The sequence below is a fragment of the Streptomyces sp. AC1-42W genome, assembly GCF_003248355.1.
Lineage (GTDB): Bacteria > Actinomycetota > Actinomycetes > Streptomycetales > Streptomycetaceae > Streptomyces.
Map to the genome: position 1 here is coordinate 197,327 of NZ_QKWY01000003.1, position 18,415 is coordinate 215,741.

An 18,415-nucleotide genomic window follows, 5' to 3' on the forward strand; every position below is an offset into this window, starting at 1 on the left:
CCCCGTGAGTCTCACCACTGCTGAAGCCCGAACCGCACTTGCTGCCGCACCGCGGCTGACCACCACGGTCGCAAAGGAGTACGTACACCGCGACTCCGTCGCCGAGGTGTTCCTCACCGGTTGCGACACCCGGGACGGGGTGAACTTCTCGCTCACCGGCCAATGGCCCCGAGCCCACACCATGTTCCGGAGTCTCGACGGAGCGAGCCACGACCCGCTCCAGGTGGCGGAAACGTTCCGCCAAGCAGGAATCTACATCTCGCACGTGGAGTTGGGAGTACCGCTCGGCCACAAATTCGTGATGTCGAGCATCACCTACACCACGGACACCACGGGTCTGCGCATCGAGGCCGGCCCCACCGACTTCGATCTCGACACCCGATGTACGGAGATCGTCCGGCGCAGGGGCGTGGCCAGCCGTATGGCGTTCGAGTTCGCGCTCCGCCGCAGCGGCCGGCCCATGGCGAGCGGCACCGGTCAGATCTCGGTGATCCCGCCGGCCGTCTACAACCGGTTACGGCAGAACCGCACCGTCCAGCAGCCGTCCGCGGCCGCCGGGACGGCCCCGGACCGCACCCTGCTGCCGCCGTCGATGGTCGGGCGCACCTTCCTGACGGACGTGGTGCTCTCCGCCGTCGCCGGGTCCGGCTCCGGCCCGCGCTGGCTGCTCACTCCGGACCTCAACCATCCGATCCTCTTCGACCACAAGGGCGACCACGTCCCCGGCATGGTCCTGCTCGAAGCGGCCCGCCAGGCGGCCTGTGCGGTGATGGCACCCCACTCGTTCGTCCCGGCCGCCGCCGCGAACCACTTCCACCAGTACGCCGAGCTCGACCGGCCCTGCTGGATCGAGGTGACCCGCGTCGAGCGGGAGGCGCACAACATGGTGACGCTCGAAGTCACCGGCCGCCAGGACGGCAAGGACGTCTTCACCTCGGTGCTCACCGGCCCGGTCGGCTGAGCGGCGGCCCGGTCCGTCGGCCGGTTATTCCTTCGCCAAAAAACAAACCGGTTATCCTGTTTTTCATCAGGAGGGCTGGCTTCCCCACCGCGCGGGGCGCCGTAAGCCGCTTCGGTAGCTGTCCCGCTCGCCGCGGAACTGGCAGGTCAGAGCCGTACAGGAGGGCCCGGCAGCGACCGAAGCGACCGAAGGCCCCGCTCGGACACAACGTGACATCACCTCGGTGCTCCGCCGCACGCAGTCGCTGCGTGCGGCGGAGCCGGGTTTCCGGCCCCCCGCGCCGGCCGGCGCGTTCCCCCTCGGACAGCGCACGGGTTTCGCGGGCCGGGGGGCAAGCGCTGGAAACGCGGTTGTGAAGGACTGGAGAGGGCCGGAAGGGATTTCCGCCCCCAGCGACCGGGCGGCAGCGACCGGGCGCGTTCTCGGTCGCTGCCGGGCCGAAAGAGAAGTACCAGGTCACAAGCCCGACTCGGGCACGCAGCGACCGAAGCGACCGAAGGCTCAGGTATATGGAGCCATTGGCATGTGCGCGCGTGCGCGTCATATATAGCGAGCTTGAGTCGCTTCGGTCGCTGTTCGGCCCGGGGCACCGCGCTGACCTGCGGGGTTTACGGACACCGGATGGGCGACCCAGCGACCGGGGGCCGCTCGACGCCCGGTCGCTGGGTCGCTGGACCCACTTCCCCGTGCGCACATCTGTTCTGGCGCTTGTCCCTCTTCTCCCCCGATGGTTTCGCTAATCTGATTTTGCGAGTTGAGTCGCTTCGGTCGCTGACGGGGGAAGTGAATGGCAGCTGAACTGCGGGTCTCGTGCGATGACCCACGGCAGTTCAAGAGGGCTGCTCCGGTCGCTTCGCAGCCCTTGACGACCGCATGGTGGTGCGCGCGTCAGGGGTGGCCGGTTCATCCTCTTGCGCCGGGCCGCAAGACACCGGTGGGCAACTGCGAGGCATGCCGCGGCCCGGACCACGTCCGGGCCCGCTGCGGCTGCGTCCGGGCGGGCCGCTGGTGCCACGGGTTTCACGCGGCGACGCTCGACTTCGAGCGGATCGGCCGGTGGTGGGGCGGGCGCCCTGATCTGGGGGTCGGCGTGGCCACCGGCCCGGCGGGCCTGGTGGTCATCGACGTGGACGCGCACGCCCGCGAACTCCCGCACCGGGACCGCCTGTTGCCCGGGGTCGGGATCTCCGCAGGGATCGACCTGACGGGCCTGGCCAACGGCTTCCACACACTGGGCCTGCTGGCCGCCCTGCGCGGCACCACCAGCCCGGCCGACGACGCCTCGACGCTGCGGGTGCGTACGCCGTCGGGCGGCATGCACGTCTGGTACCGCAACGACGGCGGCCACCGCTGGCAGTGCTCGGCCGGTTCGGGCAGCGGCCGGGCACTCGCCTGGCAGGTGGACGTCCGGGCGCACGGCGGGTACATCATCGCCCCCGGCACCGTCACCGAGGCCGGGGCCTACCGCCCGGTCGACGCCGTGCGCACCCCGGCGCCGCTGCCCGCCTGGCTGGCCAGGGAACTCCAGCGCACCGGCCATCTGCCCAACGCCCCCGCGCCGGGGCCCAGGCCGGTGCCGCCCCGGGCCCGGCAGGCGGTGCTCGCGGCGAGCGGCCGGCCCACCGCGTCGGGCGAACGGCTGCTGAGGGGGCTCCTCGCGGATGTGGCCGCCTGCGCGGCGGTGCCCGAGGGCGCCGCGTTCTCCGAGAAGCTGAACCGCGCCGCGTACACGGCGGGCGGTCTGGTCGCCGCCGGGCACCTCACGGAGGACGAGGCCGTACGGGCCCTGCGGGAGGCCGCCGAAGCGGCCCGCCCCGGGCAGCGGGGGCGCTGCATGGCCGTCATCAGGGGCGGGCTGAGCGCGGGCCGCACCCGGCCACTGGCTCTCGGGGGGCGCACGTGAGCGTGGACAAGGAGAGAGTGCTGCCGTCGGCCGCCTCCTTCGACGTGCAGGCGGTGGCCGCGCAGATCCTCGCGCAGCCCGTGGCCCTGCCCCGTCAGGACGGCGCCTACCCGCCCGCGGAGCCCCAGGACCGGGCGGCGGACGGCGAGGCGACGGCGGACGGGCTGCTGCCGGACACCCTCACCGACCGGGGCAACGCCAAGTTATTCGTCAAGCTCTACCGCAACGACTACCGGCATGTGCCGGGCATCGGCTGGTTCCGCTGGGACGGCACCCGCTGGCAGTTCGACGAGGACGACACGGTGATGTGGTCGGCGGGCGATCTGGCGGAGTCCCTGGCCGGAACCGACCCGCGCGGCCTGTTCACCCAGGCCGCGCTCCAGCAGCACCGCCGGCGCACCCTCAGCACCAGCGGGATGAACGCGATGCTGACCCAGGCCAAGTCCGCGCCGGGCATGGTGCTCAACGCGGCGCTGCTGGACGCCGATCCGTACGCCCTGTGCACCCCGGCGGGTGTGGTGGACCTGCGGACCGGGCACATCCGCCCGGCCGAACCCACCAGGGACTTCCACTCCCGTTCCACCTCCGCCGCCCCGCAGGCGATGCCCACCCCGCGCTGGGACCGCTTCCTGGCCGACACCTTCGGCGAGGGCCCGGACGGCGAAGAGATGATCTCCTTCCTCCAGCTGCTGCTCGGCTACTCCATCACCGGGGACGTCGGCGGGCAGGTGATGCCGTTCCTGTTCGGCTCCGGCAAGAACGGCAAGTCGGTCCTGCTGGACGTCCTGATGAAGCTGCTGCGGGACTACGCGGACGCGGCGCCGCCCGGCTTCCTGATGTCCCGCCCGTACGAGGGCCATCCCACGGACCTCGCCGAACTGCACGGCCGCCGGGTCATCGTGTGCAGCGAGGTCAAGCCGGGCGACCGGTTCGACGAGGCGCGGGTGAAGCTGCTGACGGGCGGGGACCGGATCAAGGCCCGCCGGATGCGGCAGGACTTCTTCAGCTTCGAGCCCACCCACAAGATGTGGCTGTTGGGCAACCACCGCCCCGAAGTCGGCACGGGCGGCTTCGCGTTCTGGCGCCGGATGCGTCTCATCCCGTTCGAACGGGTCGTCTCCGACCACCGCAAGATCGACAACCTGGCGGACATCCTGGTCACCCAGGAGGGTCCGGGCATCCTCAACTGGCTGATCGAGGGCGCCCGCCGCTACCTGGGCGGCGACAAGGACCTGTCGGGCCCCGAGCGCGTCCGTATCGCAACGACCGTGTACGCGGAGACCGAGGACCACACCGGGCGCTTCGTCGGCGAGACCTGCCGGCTCGACGCCGGACTGCGGGCCGAACAAGCCCAGCTCTACGCGGCCTACAAGCGCTGGTGCCAGAATGAGGGCGTTCCGGCGATTTCGTCGAGGGCCTTCGCGGCGCACATCCGCGAAGTGGTGGGGCTGGCATCACCGAAGGAAATGATCTTTTCCAACCAGCGCAAGTACTACCCGGGCATCGGCCTGCTCGCGGACGAGGAGACAGTATGAGCGCCCTCATCGCAGAGGACGAGATCGTCCACGAGGTGGACCTCGTGTGGCTCGAGGACATCAGCGTGCTCGACTACGTCCGCCAGAGCCTGGACCGCCTCCCGACCCGCCGGGGCCGGCCCGCCTACCACCGCGACGGCAGAATGGTCGGGTACGCCCTCCTCGGTCCGAAGGCCAAGCCGTCCCGCTCCTCGGGCACCTTCCGCCGCCGGGTGTTCTGGCTGCTCCCCCACGACCGGGACACCGAGCCGGAAGGGCTGTACGCGCGCGGCGCGCCCGCCGAGGCCGTGGACGTACGCACGCTGGCACCGGGCAGCAAGGGGCACAAGACCGAGCGTTCGGAGGGCGGCCCCATGTCGTCGTCCGCCGCTCGCGAGCTCCAGCCCTAGCTGTTTTCGGGCGTCCGGGCCCGGAGAACGGGCCGGGATAGATATAAAACAGCACGTCCGGTATATTTCTGTCGTCGGGAGAGTACCGAGGACAGAGAGGCACCGTCGTGCGGGGAGAACATCCCATCCGGGCCGAGGTGCTCGTGGCCGGCGGAGGGCCTGTCGGCATGCTCGTCGCGGCCGAACTGGCCGCGACCGGCGTGGACACCGTACTCCTGGAGCCGAGGACGTCGGTCTCCGGGCAGCCGAAGGCGACGACGCTGCACGCCCGCGCGGTGCAGTCCCTGGCCCGCCGGGGCCACCTCCCCGGCCCGCCCCGCGCCCCGTATCCGCCGGAGCCCACCTCGAGCGCCTTCCACTTCGCGGGGCTGCCCGGCCTGACCATCACCGCTCCCCCGCACGAACCGGAACCCGTCCTCAAGTGCGCCCAGGCCGACCTGGAACGGCACTTGGAGGCGCGGGCCCGGGCGGCCGGTGCCCGCGTGCTGCGCGGCCACCGCGTCACCGGCCTCGCCCAGGACCCGACCGGCGTACGGGTCACGGCCGAGGGCCCCGGGGGCCCCGTGCTCTGCGACGCCGGTTACGCGGTGGGGGCGGACGGCGCCCGCAGCACGGTCCGGACGCTGGCGGGCATCGAGTCCGACACGGTCCCGGCGACGGTGTCGGCGCTGATGGGGACGGTCACCCTGGACGATCCCGGAGACCTGCCCAAGGGCTGGCACCGCACCCCGCGCGGCTGGATCGTCGCCAAGCACACCGGGGACGGTCGCGCCCATCTCCGTACGCTCGACTGCGGCGGCCCCCACCCGGACCGTCACCGGCCGGTCACCCTGGAGGAGTTGCGCGGGGAGGTGGCCCGTATCGCGGGCCGCGACATCGCGATGCACTCCCCGCGCTGGCTCAGCCGGTTCAGCGACTTCGCCCGGCTGGCCCGCACCTTCGGACAGGGCCGGGTCTTCCTCGTCGGCGACGCCGCGCATGTGCACTTCCCGATCGGCGGCCAGGGCCTGAGCACCGGCGTCCTGGACGCGCTCGACCTCGGCTGGCGGCTGGCCCACGCGGTGCGCGGCACGGCCGGTGCAAACCTGCTGACCGGCTACGGCGCCGAGCGTCGACCGCTCGCCCGCCGCGTGATCGACGGCACCCTGGCCCAACTCGCCCTGATGCGCCAGAGCCCCGAAGCGGACGCCCTGCGCACGCTGTTCACCGAGCTCCTCGCGTCCGAGGACGAGAGCGGCCGGCTGGGCGGTCTGATCAGCGCCCAGGACACGGTCCTGCCTGATCCCACCGGTGCGGGCGGCCCGGCTGCCGGGACCTACCTCGCCAACACCGCGCTGAGCACCCCGGACGGCGACACCGACGTCATCCGCCTGTTGCACGACGGGCGGCCGCTCCTGCTGCTCCTCGGCGAGAAGTCCGGCCGTCACCGGGAGGCCGCCCGGCCGTGGGCGGGAATCCTGCACACCGTCGAGGCGCGCCCCGTGGCCGCCCTGCCGTACGAGGCGGCGCTGGTCCGGCCGGACGGCTATCTGGCCTGGGTGCCCGGCGACGGCGAGCTGGACCGGGTGCTGGCGGCGTACTTCGGACCGGACGGCTCCGGAAACGCGGCGGGCGCCCCGGCCGGGCGGCCATGAGCACGGCCCGGCGGGACGCCCCGCTGCTTTCAGCTGGCGGTCTCCAGGACGCCGTCGCGCAGGTCGGCGGCCTTCACGGCCTCCGCGTACACCTTGGCGCCCCGGCCCTCGGAGAGGTCGAGCGAGGCCAGCACGGACGGCACCACGGCGCTGGGCAGCAGATGCCGCATCAGGGCGGACACCCGCACCACCAGGTCGCGGTACTCGCAGACGGCCTGTGACATGGACTGGATACCGGCGAAGGAGCCCACGAGCACGTCGGCCGTCTCCGGCGGCGAGATGTGCGGCAGCAACTCGCCCTGGGCCTGCGCCTGCTGGAGCAGGTCGAGGCCGACCTCGCCCCAGCGCAGGAACGGGCCGCTGCGGTCGAGGTTCTGCGTCTGCTGGTCCATCGTCAGACGGACGCCCGCGCGGACCATCGGATCGGTCTGCAGGCGGTGGGCGTGCAGCATGACGATGTCCACGACCTCCTGCACCTTGGAGGCGCGCATCGGCACGATGATCCGCTGGTCCTGCTCGGAGAGGACGCCCTGGGCGAGGTCTTCCTTGGAGTGGAAGTGGAAGTACAGCGCGCCCTTGGTCACCCCCGCCTCGGTGAGGATCTGGGAGATCGTGGCTGCTTGGTACCCCTGTTCCTCGAAGATCTTGGCCGCCGCCGAAAGAATCGTCTGCCGGGTGCGGATAGCACGTAGCTGCTCAGCCACTCTGCCTCCTCCCTCCTCAAGGGTGGTTGCGGAAGAGTAAATAAACCGTCCAGTTCGTATCTTACAGGCCGGTGCCTTCCCTCCGCCCTGGTCGGGGAAATGTCCGGCAGGAAAGGGAAACCATGATCCTTGTCACGGGCGCAACCGGGACGATCGGCCGTGAAGTGCTCCGGCTCCTCCCCGCCGGCCTGCCCGTACGCATCATGGCCAGGCACCCCGAGCGGGTCACCGGCGCCCCTCCCGACGCCCACATCGTCCACGGCGACTTCACGGACCCGAGTTCGCTGACGGACGCTCTGCACAACGTCCGCACCGCCCTTTTGGTCACCAACCCCGACGGCGACGACGACACCCGCTTCCTCGGCCCGGCCCTCGCGGCCGGCGTCCGGCACATCGTCAAACTCTCCGCGGCCGCCGTCACCGACCCCCGGGCCGATGATCTGATCACCCGTCGCCAGCGCCACAACGAAGACCTGCTGCGCGCCTCCGGAACGGCCTGGACCCTGCTGCGCCCCCGCGCCTTCATGTCGAACACCCTGTCCTGGGCCCGCTCCATCCGTGCCGATCGTACGGTGCGCGCACCGTACGGGTTCTCCGAGAACGCCTGCGTCGACCCCAGGGACGTGGCGGAGGCGGCCGTACGGGCCCTCACCGGGCCTGCGGGAGACCACGCGGGCCGGGCCTACACCCTGACCGGCCCTCAGCCGCTCTCGGCCGCCGCGCAGACGGCTCAGCTCTCCCGGCTCCTGGGCCTGGAGCTCCGCTTCCACGAGCTGAGCCCCCAGGAGGCCCGTACGGCCCTCGGAGCGCGCTACCCGGCGGATATCGCCGACGCGCTCCTGGAGAGCGCCAGAAGGCAGCACAGCGGCTCCAAGGGGGTCGTGGACCCCACGCTCCCCCGCCTGCTCGGGCGCCCGGCCGGGACGTTCCAGGACTGGGCGGCCGACCACCTGGACGCGTTCCGGCCTGCCGCTGGCGCGGGGGACTGACGTCGGTTCAGTCCCTCCGCGTTCGGTCCCTCTTCGGTCCCTCCGACAAAACCGCAGGTCAGAGGGGTGCGGTCGGAGGAGATCAGGGTCTGAAGGGACTGAAGGGACTCAAGGTTGGTAGTTATAAGCGATTATGCAGGCGTGTGTATGCGCTCGCGCGTAGAAACACCCTATATTTACCTTTCATTAATCATCTTTATCCTGAAGCGCTGATAACTACCGACCTTGAGTCCCTTCAGTCCCTCCGATTTTGGCCTGCAAGTCTCTGACCTGCGGTTTTGCCCGAGGGACCGAAGAGGGACTGAAAGTTCCAGTCCCTCGGCTCCGCGTTCAGTCCCTCCGTTCAGTCCCTCCTCCGGGCGCCCCCCGGTGGCCTCCGGCTCGCTGGCCGAAAACGTGCGGTGTGCGACTGCGACTCCTCGGAGCAAGGGACCGAAGGGACTCGCGGAGCGAAGAGACCCGTGCGCTCCGGGATGCCTGTTGTAGGCTCTGATCCGGATTGGAAAACTCAGTCCCTTTAGTCCCTCGGCAGGTCGGAGGCACCCCTCTGACCTGGGCTTTCTCCGAGGGACTGAGTTGTTCGGGACTGAACGAAACCTGTTGGCCCCTCGGCAAGGACGATCAGCGTGCCGCGTCAAAGAGAGACCGGTGACCCGCGCGCGGCGGGGGCCACGAGTCCCTTCGACATGGCCCGTTGGTGTGCGGGGAACGGCTGGCCCGTCCATCCGCTGGCCGCCGGCCGCAAGACTCCGGCGGGCAACTGCCCCGGCTGCCGGGAGGACCCGCACCGCCCGGCCGACTGCCCCTGCCTGCCTGCGGGAAGGTGGTGCCACGGTTTCCACGCGGCGACCACCGACCCCGAGCGGCTGGCCGCCTGGTGGGGTGCCCACCCCGGCCTGGGGGTCGGCGTCTCCTGCGGCCCGGCCGGGCTCGTCGTACTGGATATCGACGCACACAGTGCCGAAGTCCCGCACCGGGACCGCCTTCTGCCGGGCATTCCGATCCACGAGAGCGTCAACCTGACCGGCCTGGCCTCCGGGTTCGACACCCTCGCCCTCCTGGCCGCGCTGCGCGGCGCGCCGAGCCCCGCGGACGACGAGGCCACCCTTCGCGTCCGTACCCCGTCCGGCGGCCTCCACGTCTGGTACCGCACCGCGCCGGACGGACCGCGCTACCGCTCGTCGGTGGGCTCCAGCCCCAAGGTGGCCCTGGCCTGGCAGGTCGACGTCCGGGCCACCGGCGGCTACATCGTCACCCCGGCCACCCGCACCCCGGCGGGCACCTACACCCCCGTAGGGGCCGCCCGACTGCCCGCTCCCCTGCCCTCCTGGCTCGCCGTCGAACTGCGCCGCACCGGCCACGCGCCCGGACCCGCCCCGGCCCGGGTCCCCGCACCCCGCCCCGTCCGCCCGGCAGGCGGCGTCTCACGGGCCGTGCGGCTGCTGGAACCCCTGCTCGCCGAGGTCCGGGCGTGCGCGGCGGCAGCCGAGGGCACGGCCTTCACCGAGAAGCTCAACCGGGCCGCCTACACGGCGGGCGGCCTCGTCGCCGCCGGACACCTCGCCGAGCCCCGTGCGCGCGACCTGCTCATCGAAGCCGCCGACGCGGCGCGCCCGCACCGTCACCGGCACAGCCTCACCGTCATCGCCTCAGCCCTGTCCGCCGGCGCAGCCCGCCCGCTCCATCCCGAAGGACGCCCATGAGCAGCGCCGAGAGCAGCCCGCGCTTCGACGCCACTGCCGCCGCGCAGCAGATGCTCGCCCTCGAGACCGAAGGCGGCATGCCCGGCCTGCCCGCCCAGCAGAACGCCTCAGCGGCGGGCGAACCGCCCCTGCCCGAGGGCCGTCTGCCCGCGCTGCTCACGGACCGGGGCAACGCCAAGCTGTTCGCCGTCATGTTCGGGGACCAGTTCCGGCACGTCGAGGGCCTGGGCTGGTACCACTGGGACCAGTACCGCTGGAAGCGCACGGGCGGCGAGAAGGCCGCGGTGTGGGCGGCGGGCGACCTCGCGGAGCAGATGCCCGCCACCGACCCCACCGGCCAGTTCACCGACCGGGAGGTCCGCGCGCACCGGCGCCGCTCGATGTCGACGCCGGGCATCAAGGCCATGCTCACCCAGGCGAAGGCCTCCCCCGCCCTGGCGCTCGACCCGGACGTCCTGGACGGCGACCCGTACGCGCTGTGCACCCCGGCCGGGGTCGTCGATCTGCACACCGGGCATCTGCGCAAGCCGGACCCCGAGGGCGACATGCACTCCAGGGCGACGAGCGTGGCGCCCGAGGAGACGCCCACCCCGCGCTGGCACCGCTTCCTGCACGACACCTTCGGCGACGACGCCAAGGGCGAGGAGACCATCCACTTCCTCCATCTGCTCCTCGGCTACTCCGTCACCGGGGACGTCGGGGCCCAGGTGCTGCCGTTCCTCTACGGGACCGGTGCCAACGGCAAGTCCGTGCTGCTGGACGTCATGACGCAGATTCTCGGCGACTACGCGCAGGCCGCGCCGCCGGGCTTCCTCATGGAGAAGGGCAAGTTCTCCGAGCACTCCACGGAGCTGACCGAGCTGCACGGGCGGCGCATCGTGGTCTGCTCGGAGCTGAAGCCGAACGACAAGTTCGACGAGTCCCGCGTGAAGCTGCTGACCGGTGGCGACCGCATCATGGCCCGCCGGATGCGGCAGGACTTCTTCAGCTTCAACCCGACCCACAAGCTCTGGCTGCTGGGCAACCACCGTCCCGAAGTAGGCACCGGCGGCCATGCGTTCTGGCGCCGTATCCGTCTGATCCCGTTCGAGCGCGTCGTCCCGGCGGCCCGCAAGATCGACAACCTGGCCAAAGAACTGGTGCAAAGCGAGGGCCCCGGCATCCTGCAGTGGCTCATCGAGGGCGCCAAGCTCTACCTGGCCACCCGCGACCCGCTGGACGGCCCCGCCACGGTGCGCTCGGCGACCGCGGCCTACGCCACCACCGAGGACCACATCGGCCGCTTCCTCGCCGAGTGCTGCACCACCCAGGCCCCGGACCTGCGGGTGGAGCAGGGTCTCCTGTACGCGGCGTACAGCAGCTGGTGCGGGGCCGGTGAGGGGATCAGGCCCGCGACGGCCCGTGCGTTCGCGACCCGAGTCCGCCAGGAGCTCTGCCTCGCCTCGCCCGCCGACATGATGAAGTCCAGCGGCAAGAAGTACTACCCCGGCCTCGGGCTTCTCGCGGACGAGGACTCCCGGAGCAGCCATGCCTGACCACCGCGCCCGGCACACTTCCGCCGATCCGGCCTACCATGAACACGGTGCCCCCACCAGGGAACGTGCTCACACCCACCCCGGCCTCTTCCCGGCCGGCCGACACACTAAGGGGCTGCAGCCATGAGCTCGCTGCTGAACGAGAGCGACCTCCACCACGAGAACGCCGTGGTCTGGCTGGAGAACCCCGACAATCTCGACTACGTACGCCAGGCGCTCGACAAGACCACCCGCCGCCGGGGAAAGCCCCGCTACGAACGGGACGGACGCATGGTCGGCTACACCGAGCTGGAGGCCGACACCGAGGCCGACCCCGACAGCGGACTGCATCTGCGCCGGGTCTTCTTCCTTCTCCCCCACGACCGCGACGCCGACCCGGACGGCCCGTACCACGAGGGTGCCCCCGGCGAGGCGGTCGACCCGAGCACCATCGAGCCCAAGCGGGTGGGCGACAAGACACCCCGCTCGCAACGCGGCCTGGCCGCGACGGCTGAGGCGGGCAGCTGACGGGACCGCGGGATTATTACGCCGTAATAATCCCGCCGCCCCGCCGACGTATTACGGCGTAATAATCCGCTCGCCCCCGTGCGCGGGGGCCCCTTCCCGGCCACCGAGCCCGGCTCCAGGACCCCTCCGGAGCCGGGCTTTTGAGTGATCCTCGAAGAAATCACAGTCACAACTAACGCGTCGATGCCGAGAAGGATCATCGAAGTTAGTAAGGTGACTGCCATGACTTCGCCCTCCCCCGGCGACCGCGAGAAGGTCGTCTCCAAGCTGCCCTCGGTGCTGCAGCAGGACCTGAAGATCCGGGCAGCCCAGCACAAGACCGACATCCAGCACGCCGTCGAAGCAGGCATCGAGGCCTGGCGGCGGCTCGGCTCCAACCTCTCCCCCATCGACACCGCGGGCGCCAAGTCCTTCGCCACCTTCCTGCCTGACGGGCAGTGGGACGGCTTCCGCGCCGACTGCGCCTCGCGCGGCGTCTCCCTCATCCAGGGCCTCGCCCAGTCCGTCGTAATGTGGCTGGAGACCAACCCGGCCCCCACCGTCGTCCGCCCCGAGCACCCCAAGCGCATCATCACCTGCAACCAGAAGGGCGGCGTCGGCAAGACCGCCATCGCCGCAGGCACCGGCGAAGCCCTCGCCGAGGACCCCGGCGCGCTCCACCCCGTCCGTATCTCCAAGCACTTCGCGGCCGCCCTCGCCGAGGACGACCACCCCTCCCCCCTCGACTACGAGGACCTGCCCGGCCTCGGACTGCGCGTCCTCCTCGTCGACTTCGACCCCCAGTGCCACCTCACCAAGCAGCTCGGCCACGAGCCCCTGCCCATCGAGGGCGACAGCCTCACCAAGCACATGGCGGGCGAGGCCAAGGGCAACCTCGCCGACCTCGTCGTCCGCATCGAGGACCCGCGCTTCGGCGACCGCCTCCACCTCCTGCCGGCCTGCACCGACGCCTTCCTCCTCGACGTCAAGCTCTCCGGGGTCCGGGCCCGCGAAGCAGCCCTGGAACGCGCCCTGTCCGCCATCGAGGCCGACTACGACGCCGTCATCATCGACTGCCCGCCCAGCCTCGGCCTCAGCATGGACGCCGCCGCCTACTACGGCCGCCGCCGCCAGGGCGAAGCCCCCGGCAACTCCGGTGTGCTCGTCGTCGTCCAGGCCGAGGACAGCTCCGCCGACGCCTACGGACTCCTCACCTCCCAGATCGAGGACCTGCGCGACGACATGCACCTCGAACTCGACTACCTCGGCATCGTCGTCAACCACTACGACGCCCGCCGCGGCTACATCGCCACCTCGTCCCTCAACTCCTGGATGGACATAAAGGACCCCAGGGTCGTCGGCGTCATCGGCGACCTCAAGGAACAGAAGGAGGCCGTACGCGTGAAGCAGCCCCTGCTCGCCTACTCCCCCCGCTGCGACCAGGCAGTCGGTCTGCGCGCCCTCGCCCGGGAGATCTCATGAGCAAGGCATCCCGGCTCGGCGCCGGTTCCTCCTTCGGCCAGACCCAGTCCATCAGCGCCCGGCGCGCCGCCATCAACCAGGTCGCCGCCGCCCCCACCGAAGGCGCCCCTCCCCCGGTCGAACTCCCCGTCGACGTCATCAGCCTCAACCCCGACAACCCCAGGTCCGACCTCGGCGACCTCACCGACCTCGGCAACAGCCTCCGCGACCACGGCCAGAAGACCGCCATCAGCATCATGGGCCGCTTCGCCTACCTCGAAGGCAACCCGGACCGCGAGGCCGACCTCGAACCCGGCACCAAGTACGTCGTCATCGACGGCAACTCCCGCCTCGCCGCCGCCCGCGAAGCCGGCCTCACCGAGATCAAGGTGATGCTCGACGACAACCTGGGCAGCAACCCCGACGAAATACTGGAATCGGCCCTCGTCGCCAACATCCACCGCCAGGAGCTCAACCACCTCGACGAGGCCAGGGCCCTCGACCAGCTCCTGAAGATCCATGGCACCCAGGAAGCCCTCGCCGCCCGGCTGCACCGCTCCCAGGGCTGGGTCTCCCAGCGCCTCGCGCTGCTCACCCTGACCCCCTCACTCAAGGAGAAGCTCCAGTCCGGCGAGGAATCCGCCGCCACGCTGCGCCTGGTCGGCAAGAAGAAGGCCGAGGAGCAGGAGGCCCACCTCCAGCAGCTGAAGGCGAGCCGCGCCCAGAAGCCCCGCGCCCCCAAGCAGAACCGGCAGCCGCCCACGGAGCCCCCCGCCCGGCTGCCCTCGACCGACCCGCACACCCTGACGAACCTGATCATCGCCGAGCTCGACGTTCAGTCCAGGCGCAAGCTGACGGAGCTGCTCGTCGACTACAAGATCGAGGAATCCAAGCGGATGCGGGCGGAGCAGGCCCCGGCGGCCGACGCCCGCTAGCCGCCGCCACGGAGGCCGGTCCCGGATTATTACGCCGTAATAATCCGAGACCGGCCTCCTGATTATTACGGCGTAATAATCGCGGCCGGGTCCGCGTAATGAGCGGCGAGCGCGGCGGCCCGCCCGTGCAGGACCGTCCGCAGGGACGCGGGGGAGAGCACCTCCGCATCCGTCCCCAGCTGCCACAGCGCCCACTCCGCATGGCGCAGATCCTGGAACGTCACCTCCAGCCGCAGCCGCCCGTCCTCCCCGGACTCCGCGCCCCGCACGGCCACCGCCGTGCGCAACAGCTCCTCCCGCCGCTGAGGGGCCACCCGCACCGACACCGCGAGATGCCCCTCGGACAGGAACCGCGCGCACCGCTGCCGCCAGGACCGCTCCAGATCCACCGTCCCCGGCCGCTCCGCCGGCTCCCCGAGGGCCTCGGCCGCCAGCACCCGCGACAGCCGGTACGTACGCTCCTCGCCCGCTCGCAGGGCCAGCAGGTACCCGCGTTCCCGGACCGTCACCAGCCCCACCGGGTCCACGGTGCGCGGACGGGCCTCCTGGCCCGTGGCCGTGTACTGGATGCGCAGCTTCCGCCCGGTGAGCACCGCGCGCCGGATCTCCGCCATCGCGGCGGCGGGTACCTCGTCGGTCTCCGCCGGGCGCGACAGCAGATCGGTCTCCGGCTCCACGAGAATCCGCCGGGCGGCATCGTTCACGGTGGTTCGATGGCTGTCCGGCAGCGCGTCCACCACCTTCCGCATGGCCGCCGCGAGCGCCGAACCGAGCCCGAAGGCCTGCCCGCCGCGCCCCGAACCTGCGGCCAGCAGGGCCAGGGCCTCGTCGTGGTTCAGCCCGGTCAGCTCCGTGCGGAAGCCGGGCAACAACGCGAAGCCGCCGTGCCGACCGCGCTCGGCGTAGACCGGCACGCCCGCCGAGGACAGCGCCTCGATGTCGCGCAGCACGGTGCGGGTGGACACCTCCAGCTCACGGGCCAGGGCGCCGGCGGTCATCCGGCCCCGCTGCCGCAGCAACAACACCAACGAGACCAGCCGATCCGCACGCACATGAGGACCCTAGCCATCCATCACGACAGGGGGTGTCACCTTTTCCTGGCAGGGTCGCGCACACCGAAGTCATCCGACGCGAGGAACAGACGTGACGCTGCGACGAACCCCGATCAACCCGGTGACCTGGTCCCAGAAGCTGGGCTTCCACCAGGCCGTGCTGATCACCGGCCCCACCAGGACCCTCTACTGCTCCGGCCAGACCGCCACCGACGCCGAGGGCAACCCGATGCACGAGGGAGACATGGCGGCTCAACTGGCCCTCAGCCTCGACAACCTGGAAGCGGTGCTCGCCGGGGCCGACATGACCCTGGCCGACCTGGTCCGTCTCACGCTCTACACGACGGACATCGACGCCCTGTTCCCGCACTACGCCACCCTGACCGCCCGCCTGGCGACGGCGGCCGCGGCTCCGCCGACCACGCTGCTGGAGGTGAGCCGCCTGGCCATCCCGACTCAGCTGATCGAACTGGAAGCCACCGCGGCGGCCTGACCGCCGTTGAAGGGGCTGCGCATTATTACGCCGTAATAATGCGCAGCCCCTTCAACGTGCCGGGCGCGAGGCGGGACGCGGGGGAGTGGTGACCGGAGGGCCCGGGTGCGGGCTGCTCGGATTATTACGGCGTAATACCCGGCCCCGGGGCGCCGGGGGGACCCCGGTCCAGCGGGGCCGCTTCAGGTGGGGGCGGCTCCGCGCAGGGGTGCGGTGCGGTGTGGACTCCAGCGGATCTCCAGAGGAACGGCAGGACTTCTCAAGCCGAGTGCCGGACGGTGGGCCACAGGTTTGAGGAGGGCTGATGGGCGATTTCGACACCGTGATGCCCGCGTTCCGGGTGGAGCGCGGGCACGCCGACGACGAGGAACTGGCCGCGGTCGCCGTGGTGCTGTGCGTGTTGCTGGCGGGGCGGGAGGACGAGGCCGGCGACGCCGAGCTGCCCGAGGTTCCGCCGTGGCGGCCCGAGCGCCCCCTCGAGAGCTACTGCTCTCCGTACAGCTGGCGATAGGGCCGGCCCACTTCACCCACGACTGATTCGTGTGCGTACCAGCCGCGCTATACAAACCGCATGCGCGGTTTGTTATGGTGGCGTCGATCGGGCCGCACCTTGAGAGGAAGGGACGTGTCGTGACAGTTGTGAATGACATTCCTCGGGCCTCCGCGGAAGCGGCGAACGCTCACGAGCGTGTGGCCGAACTGCACGCGGTCCGCGCACAGGCGGCCGGTGGTCCGAGTGAGCGGGCGACCGAGGCGCAGCACGCCAAGGGCAAGCTGGCGGCCCGTGAGCGCATCGGACTGCTCCTGGACCCGGGTTCGTTCCACGAGGTCGAGCAGCTGCGGCGGCACCGGGCGACGGGTTTCGGTCTGGAGGCGAAGAAGCCGTACACGGACGGTGTGATCACCGGCTGGGGGACGGTGGAGGGCCGGACGGTCTTCGTGTACGCGCACGACTTCCGGATCTTCGGCGGGGCGCTGGGCGAGGCCCACGCCACCAAGATCCACAAGATCATGGACATGGCCATCGCGGCCGGTGCGCCGCTGGTGTCGCTGAACGACGGCGCGGGTGCCCGTATCCAGGAGGGTGTTTCGGCGCTGGCCGGGTACGGCGGGATCTTCCAGCGCAACACGCGTGCCTCGGGCGTCTGTCTCCGCCGGGTAGTTCTGGCCCCACCAAAACGGTGAGAAGTGGCTCCGCCAAGCGTTCGAGTGCCGGGCCGCCGGGTGGTCCGCGCACAAGCGCAGCCAGCGAGAAGAGGCCGTCAGGGGCCCGGGTGAACGGTCGGCTATCCGTTCGGAAGGTGGGGCCAGAACTTTCCGGGCGGATTCCAGCAACCGTCGCAACACCTGGTCACTCGACTGTTGCGATGAGCCTACTGAAGTGGTGGGCCGGAGTCTGCCAGCGGACTCCTGCGGCTTCCTCCATCCCATGCAGGGCCACGTTGAAGAGCAGCGGGCTGATCACTCCGCCCTGCGGAGTTCCTGCCTCGGTCGGGGCGAACCGGCCTCGATCCACGGCCCCTGCCTTCAGCCATTGCCGGATCAGTCCCCGGGCGGGGAAGGTTCCGAGCGCTGCCATCAGCTGGTCGTGGTCGATACGGTCGAACGCCGCCGTCAGGTCCGCATCGAGTACCCACACACGCTGCGGGTTCTTCCCGTTGAGCGTGGAGTAGATGGCCCCGATCGCGTCGTGACAGCCGCGGCCGGGCCGGAAGCCGTACGACTTCGGCTCGAACCGCGCTTCCCACTCGGGTTCCAGTGCGCTCAGTGCCAAGGCTTGCAGGCACCGGTCGACGATCACGGGAATCCCGAGGCCGCGCTTCTTCGTGGTCCCCGGTTTGGGGATGAACACCCGCTTGACGGGCTTGGGGATCCACGGTCGGGCTCGGTGCTGAACCCAGTCAGCCAGTGCGGTCTTGGACTGGGACATCAGCACCACCTTCCCGTCGACTCCCGCCGTCGCGCGTCCTGCGTTGATCTCCGTGACCCGCCGCACGCTCAGGAGCGTGTTGGAGCGGGACCGGAGCATCAGCTTCTGCAAGTTGCGGACCTTCTTGAGGTCCTCTGCCTGCGATGCCGTGAAGATCCTCTGCCGCAGACGTCGTACGTCTTCCTCGGCTCGGCGCCAGTCGACCGACGCCCAGTCCAGGTCCTCGCCCTCGGGTCCGTTCACCGTCGCGACCGTGATCGGGACGGTCGAGGCCGTTCCGACCGTGTTCGTCATGGTGTCCAACTTGCCCCTCGGTTCCGTCGTCCTCGTTCAGCGAGTCCGCACAGGCTCACCTGGCCCACGTCAGCACCCTTTCAGGTCCGGGCAGACACCCGTATCCGGACGGTTATGCGGGCGACCAGCGGAGAGGCCGGTCGTCATGCCCGGGTTCCCGTTTCCTTTCGGCTTCCGGCATTGGCTTCTTGGGCCATCCTGTTCCCGCTGGGGAGTTGAGCCTTCCTCACGGTCGGCCGACCGGACCGCTACGGCCCGGACCCCAACGGGGTTTCCACGTTCCACACGAATGAGATACGACCGGGGTGGGTGCTCCCTTTACCCCGAGGCGGCGGTGTCCGCCTGGCCGGAGTGACCTCTGCCGGCCAGCGCCTGCCGCTTCTCAGCGGCCAGCCTTGCACCCCACTGGAA

Annotated in this window: 16 protein-coding genes and 1 pseudogene; 14 read left to right on the top strand and 3 right to left on the bottom strand. The window is 70.8% G+C overall.

The genetic code is table 11. The features are described from left to right. The first annotated feature begins 4 nt into the window (after positions 1–4). From DNK56_RS33800 to DNK56_RS33820, 5 genes are all read left to right on the top strand, one after another. Positions 5–961: a ScbA/BarX family gamma-butyrolactone biosynthesis protein gene (locus DNK56_RS33800; protein WP_111339949.1), complete on the top strand. Its 957-nt coding sequence runs from the start codon at positions 5–7 to the stop codon at positions 959–961. Between the two features lie 787 nt (positions 962–1,748). Beyond that, positions 1,749–2,864 (top strand): bifunctional DNA primase/polymerase, encoded by a 1,116-nt coding sequence (locus DNK56_RS33805; RefSeq protein ID WP_111339876.1) that lies wholly within the window; start codon positions 1,749–1,751, stop codon positions 2,862–2,864. A 17-nt stretch (positions 2,865–2,881) separates the two neighbouring features. After that, positions 2,882–4,399 (top strand): DNA primase family protein, encoded by a 1,518-nt coding sequence (locus DNK56_RS33810; protein WP_111339877.1) that lies wholly within the window; start codon positions 2,882–2,884, stop codon positions 4,397–4,399. Continuing rightward, entirely contained in the window at positions 4,396–4,788 is a 393-nt protein-coding gene (locus DNK56_RS33815) for a DUF6009 family protein (protein ID WP_111339878.1), read from the top strand. Before DNK56_RS33810 ends, DNK56_RS33815 begins: the two co-directional genes overlap by 4 nt. 107 nt (positions 4,789–4,895) lie before the next feature. Continuing rightward, positions 4,896–6,422 (top strand): FAD-dependent monooxygenase, encoded by a 1,527-nt coding sequence (locus tag DNK56_RS33820; protein ID WP_111339879.1) that lies wholly within the window; start codon positions 4,896–4,898, stop codon positions 6,420–6,422. A 29-nt stretch (positions 6,423–6,451) separates the two neighbouring features. On the opposite strand, the gene DNK56_RS33825 is transcribed toward DNK56_RS33820, so the two are convergent. Then, positions 6,452–7,126 carry a ScbR family autoregulator-binding transcription factor gene (locus tag DNK56_RS33825; protein ID WP_111339880.1) on the bottom strand — a complete coding sequence of 225 codons (675 nt, stop codon included), beginning with the start codon at positions 7,124–7,126 and terminating at the stop codon, positions 6,452–6,454. Positions 7,127–7,248: 122 nt separating this feature from the next. Here DNK56_RS33825 and DNK56_RS33830 point away from each other — a divergent pair, with 122 nt between their 5' ends. From DNK56_RS33830 to DNK56_RS33855, 6 genes are all read left to right on the top strand, one after another. Then, a complete protein-coding gene (locus DNK56_RS33830; protein WP_111339881.1) occupies positions 7,249–8,115 on the top strand; it encodes an NAD(P)H-binding protein in 867 nt (288 codons plus the stop codon). 686 nt (positions 8,116–8,801) lie between these two features. Continuing rightward, complete coding sequence (locus tag DNK56_RS33835; protein WP_111339882.1) at positions 8,802–9,818, top strand: bifunctional DNA primase/polymerase; 1,017 nt, start codon at positions 8,802–8,804, stop codon at positions 9,816–9,818. Continuing rightward, positions 9,815–11,353, top strand: coding sequence for a DNA primase family protein (locus DNK56_RS33840; RefSeq protein ID WP_111339883.1), 1,539 nt, complete (start codon positions 9,815–9,817; stop codon positions 11,351–11,353). The genes DNK56_RS33835 and DNK56_RS33840 overlap by 4 nt, the downstream gene beginning before the upstream one ends. 123 nt (positions 11,354–11,476) lie before the next feature. Continuing rightward, positions 11,477–11,860: a DUF6009 family protein gene (locus DNK56_RS33845; RefSeq protein ID WP_111339884.1), complete on the top strand. Its 384-nt coding sequence runs from the start codon at positions 11,477–11,479 to the stop codon at positions 11,858–11,860. A gap of 222 nt (positions 11,861–12,082) precedes the next feature. After that, a complete protein-coding gene (locus tag DNK56_RS33850; RefSeq protein WP_111339885.1) occupies positions 12,083–13,321 on the top strand; it encodes a ParA family protein in 1,239 nt (412 codons plus the stop codon). Next, positions 13,318–14,235, top strand: a complete 918-nt coding sequence (locus tag DNK56_RS33855; RefSeq protein ID WP_111339886.1) for a ParB/RepB/Spo0J family partition protein — start codon at positions 13,318–13,320, stop codon at positions 14,233–14,235. The genes DNK56_RS33850 and DNK56_RS33855 overlap by 4 nt, the downstream gene beginning before the upstream one ends. A 65-nt stretch (positions 14,236–14,300) precedes the next feature. On the opposite strand, the gene DNK56_RS33860 is transcribed toward DNK56_RS33855, so the two are convergent. Continuing rightward, on the bottom strand, positions 14,301–15,287 hold the full coding sequence (locus tag DNK56_RS33860) for a helix-turn-helix transcriptional regulator (RefSeq protein WP_111339887.1): 987 nt from the start codon (positions 15,285–15,287) through the stop codon (positions 14,301–14,303). Between the two features lie 97 nt (positions 15,288–15,384). Here DNK56_RS33860 and DNK56_RS33865 point away from each other — a divergent pair, with 97 nt between their 5' ends. The 3 genes and pseudogenes from DNK56_RS33865 to DNK56_RS33875 all read left to right on the top strand — a co-directional run. Beyond that, a complete protein-coding gene (locus DNK56_RS33865) occupies positions 15,385–15,780 on the top strand; it encodes a RidA family protein (protein ID WP_199563960.1) in 396 nt (131 codons plus the stop codon). 304 nt (positions 15,781–16,084) lie between these two features. Then, positions 16,085–16,291, top strand: coding sequence for an acyl-CoA carboxylase subunit epsilon (locus DNK56_RS33870; protein WP_111339889.1), 207 nt, complete (start codon positions 16,085–16,087; stop codon positions 16,289–16,291). A 74-nt stretch (positions 16,292–16,365) separates the two neighbouring features. Then, a pseudogene (locus DNK56_RS33875) lies at positions 16,366–16,956 on the top strand (carboxyl transferase domain-containing protein); the annotation flags it as partial. A gap of 175 nt (positions 16,957–17,131) precedes the next feature. Here DNK56_RS33875 and DNK56_RS33880 read toward each other — a convergent pair. After that, positions 17,132–18,004 carry a reverse transcriptase N-terminal domain-containing protein gene (locus DNK56_RS33880; protein ID WP_111339950.1) on the bottom strand — a complete coding sequence of 291 codons (873 nt, stop codon included), beginning with the start codon at positions 18,002–18,004 and terminating at the stop codon, positions 17,132–17,134. Positions 18,005–18,415 lie beyond the last annotated feature (411 nt).

Bases quoted from the DNA above. Each gene is read 5' to 3' on its own strand.
- DNK56_RS33805 (WP_111339876.1), top strand. From the start codon at position 1,749: ATGGCAGCTGAACTGCGGGTCTCGTGCGATGACCCACGGCAGTTCAAG.
- DNK56_RS33815 (WP_111339878.1), top strand. From the start codon at position 4,396: ATGAGCGCCCTCATCGCAGAGGACGAGATCGTCCACGAGGTGGACCTC.
- DNK56_RS33830 (WP_111339881.1), top strand. From the start codon at position 7,249: ATGATCCTTGTCACGGGCGCAACCGGGACGATCGGCCGTGAAGTGCTC.
- DNK56_RS33835 (WP_111339882.1), top strand. From the start codon at position 8,802: ATGGCCCGTTGGTGTGCGGGGAACGGCTGGCCCGTCCATCCGCTGGCC.
- DNK56_RS33840 (WP_111339883.1), top strand. From the start codon at position 9,815: ATGAGCAGCGCCGAGAGCAGCCCGCGCTTCGACGCCACTGCCGCCGCG.
- DNK56_RS33845 (WP_111339884.1), top strand. From the start codon at position 11,477: ATGAGCTCGCTGCTGAACGAGAGCGACCTCCACCACGAGAACGCCGTG.
- DNK56_RS33850 (WP_111339885.1), top strand. From the start codon at position 12,083: ATGACTTCGCCCTCCCCCGGCGACCGCGAGAAGGTCGTCTCCAAGCTG.
- DNK56_RS33855 (WP_111339886.1), top strand. From the start codon at position 13,318: ATGAGCAAGGCATCCCGGCTCGGCGCCGGTTCCTCCTTCGGCCAGACC.
- DNK56_RS33870 (WP_111339889.1), top strand. From the start codon at position 16,085: ATGGGCGATTTCGACACCGTGATGCCCGCGTTCCGGGTGGAGCGCGGG.
- DNK56_RS33880 (WP_111339950.1), bottom strand. From the start codon at position 18,004: ATGACGAACACGGTCGGAACGGCCTCGACCGTCCCGATCACGGTCGCG.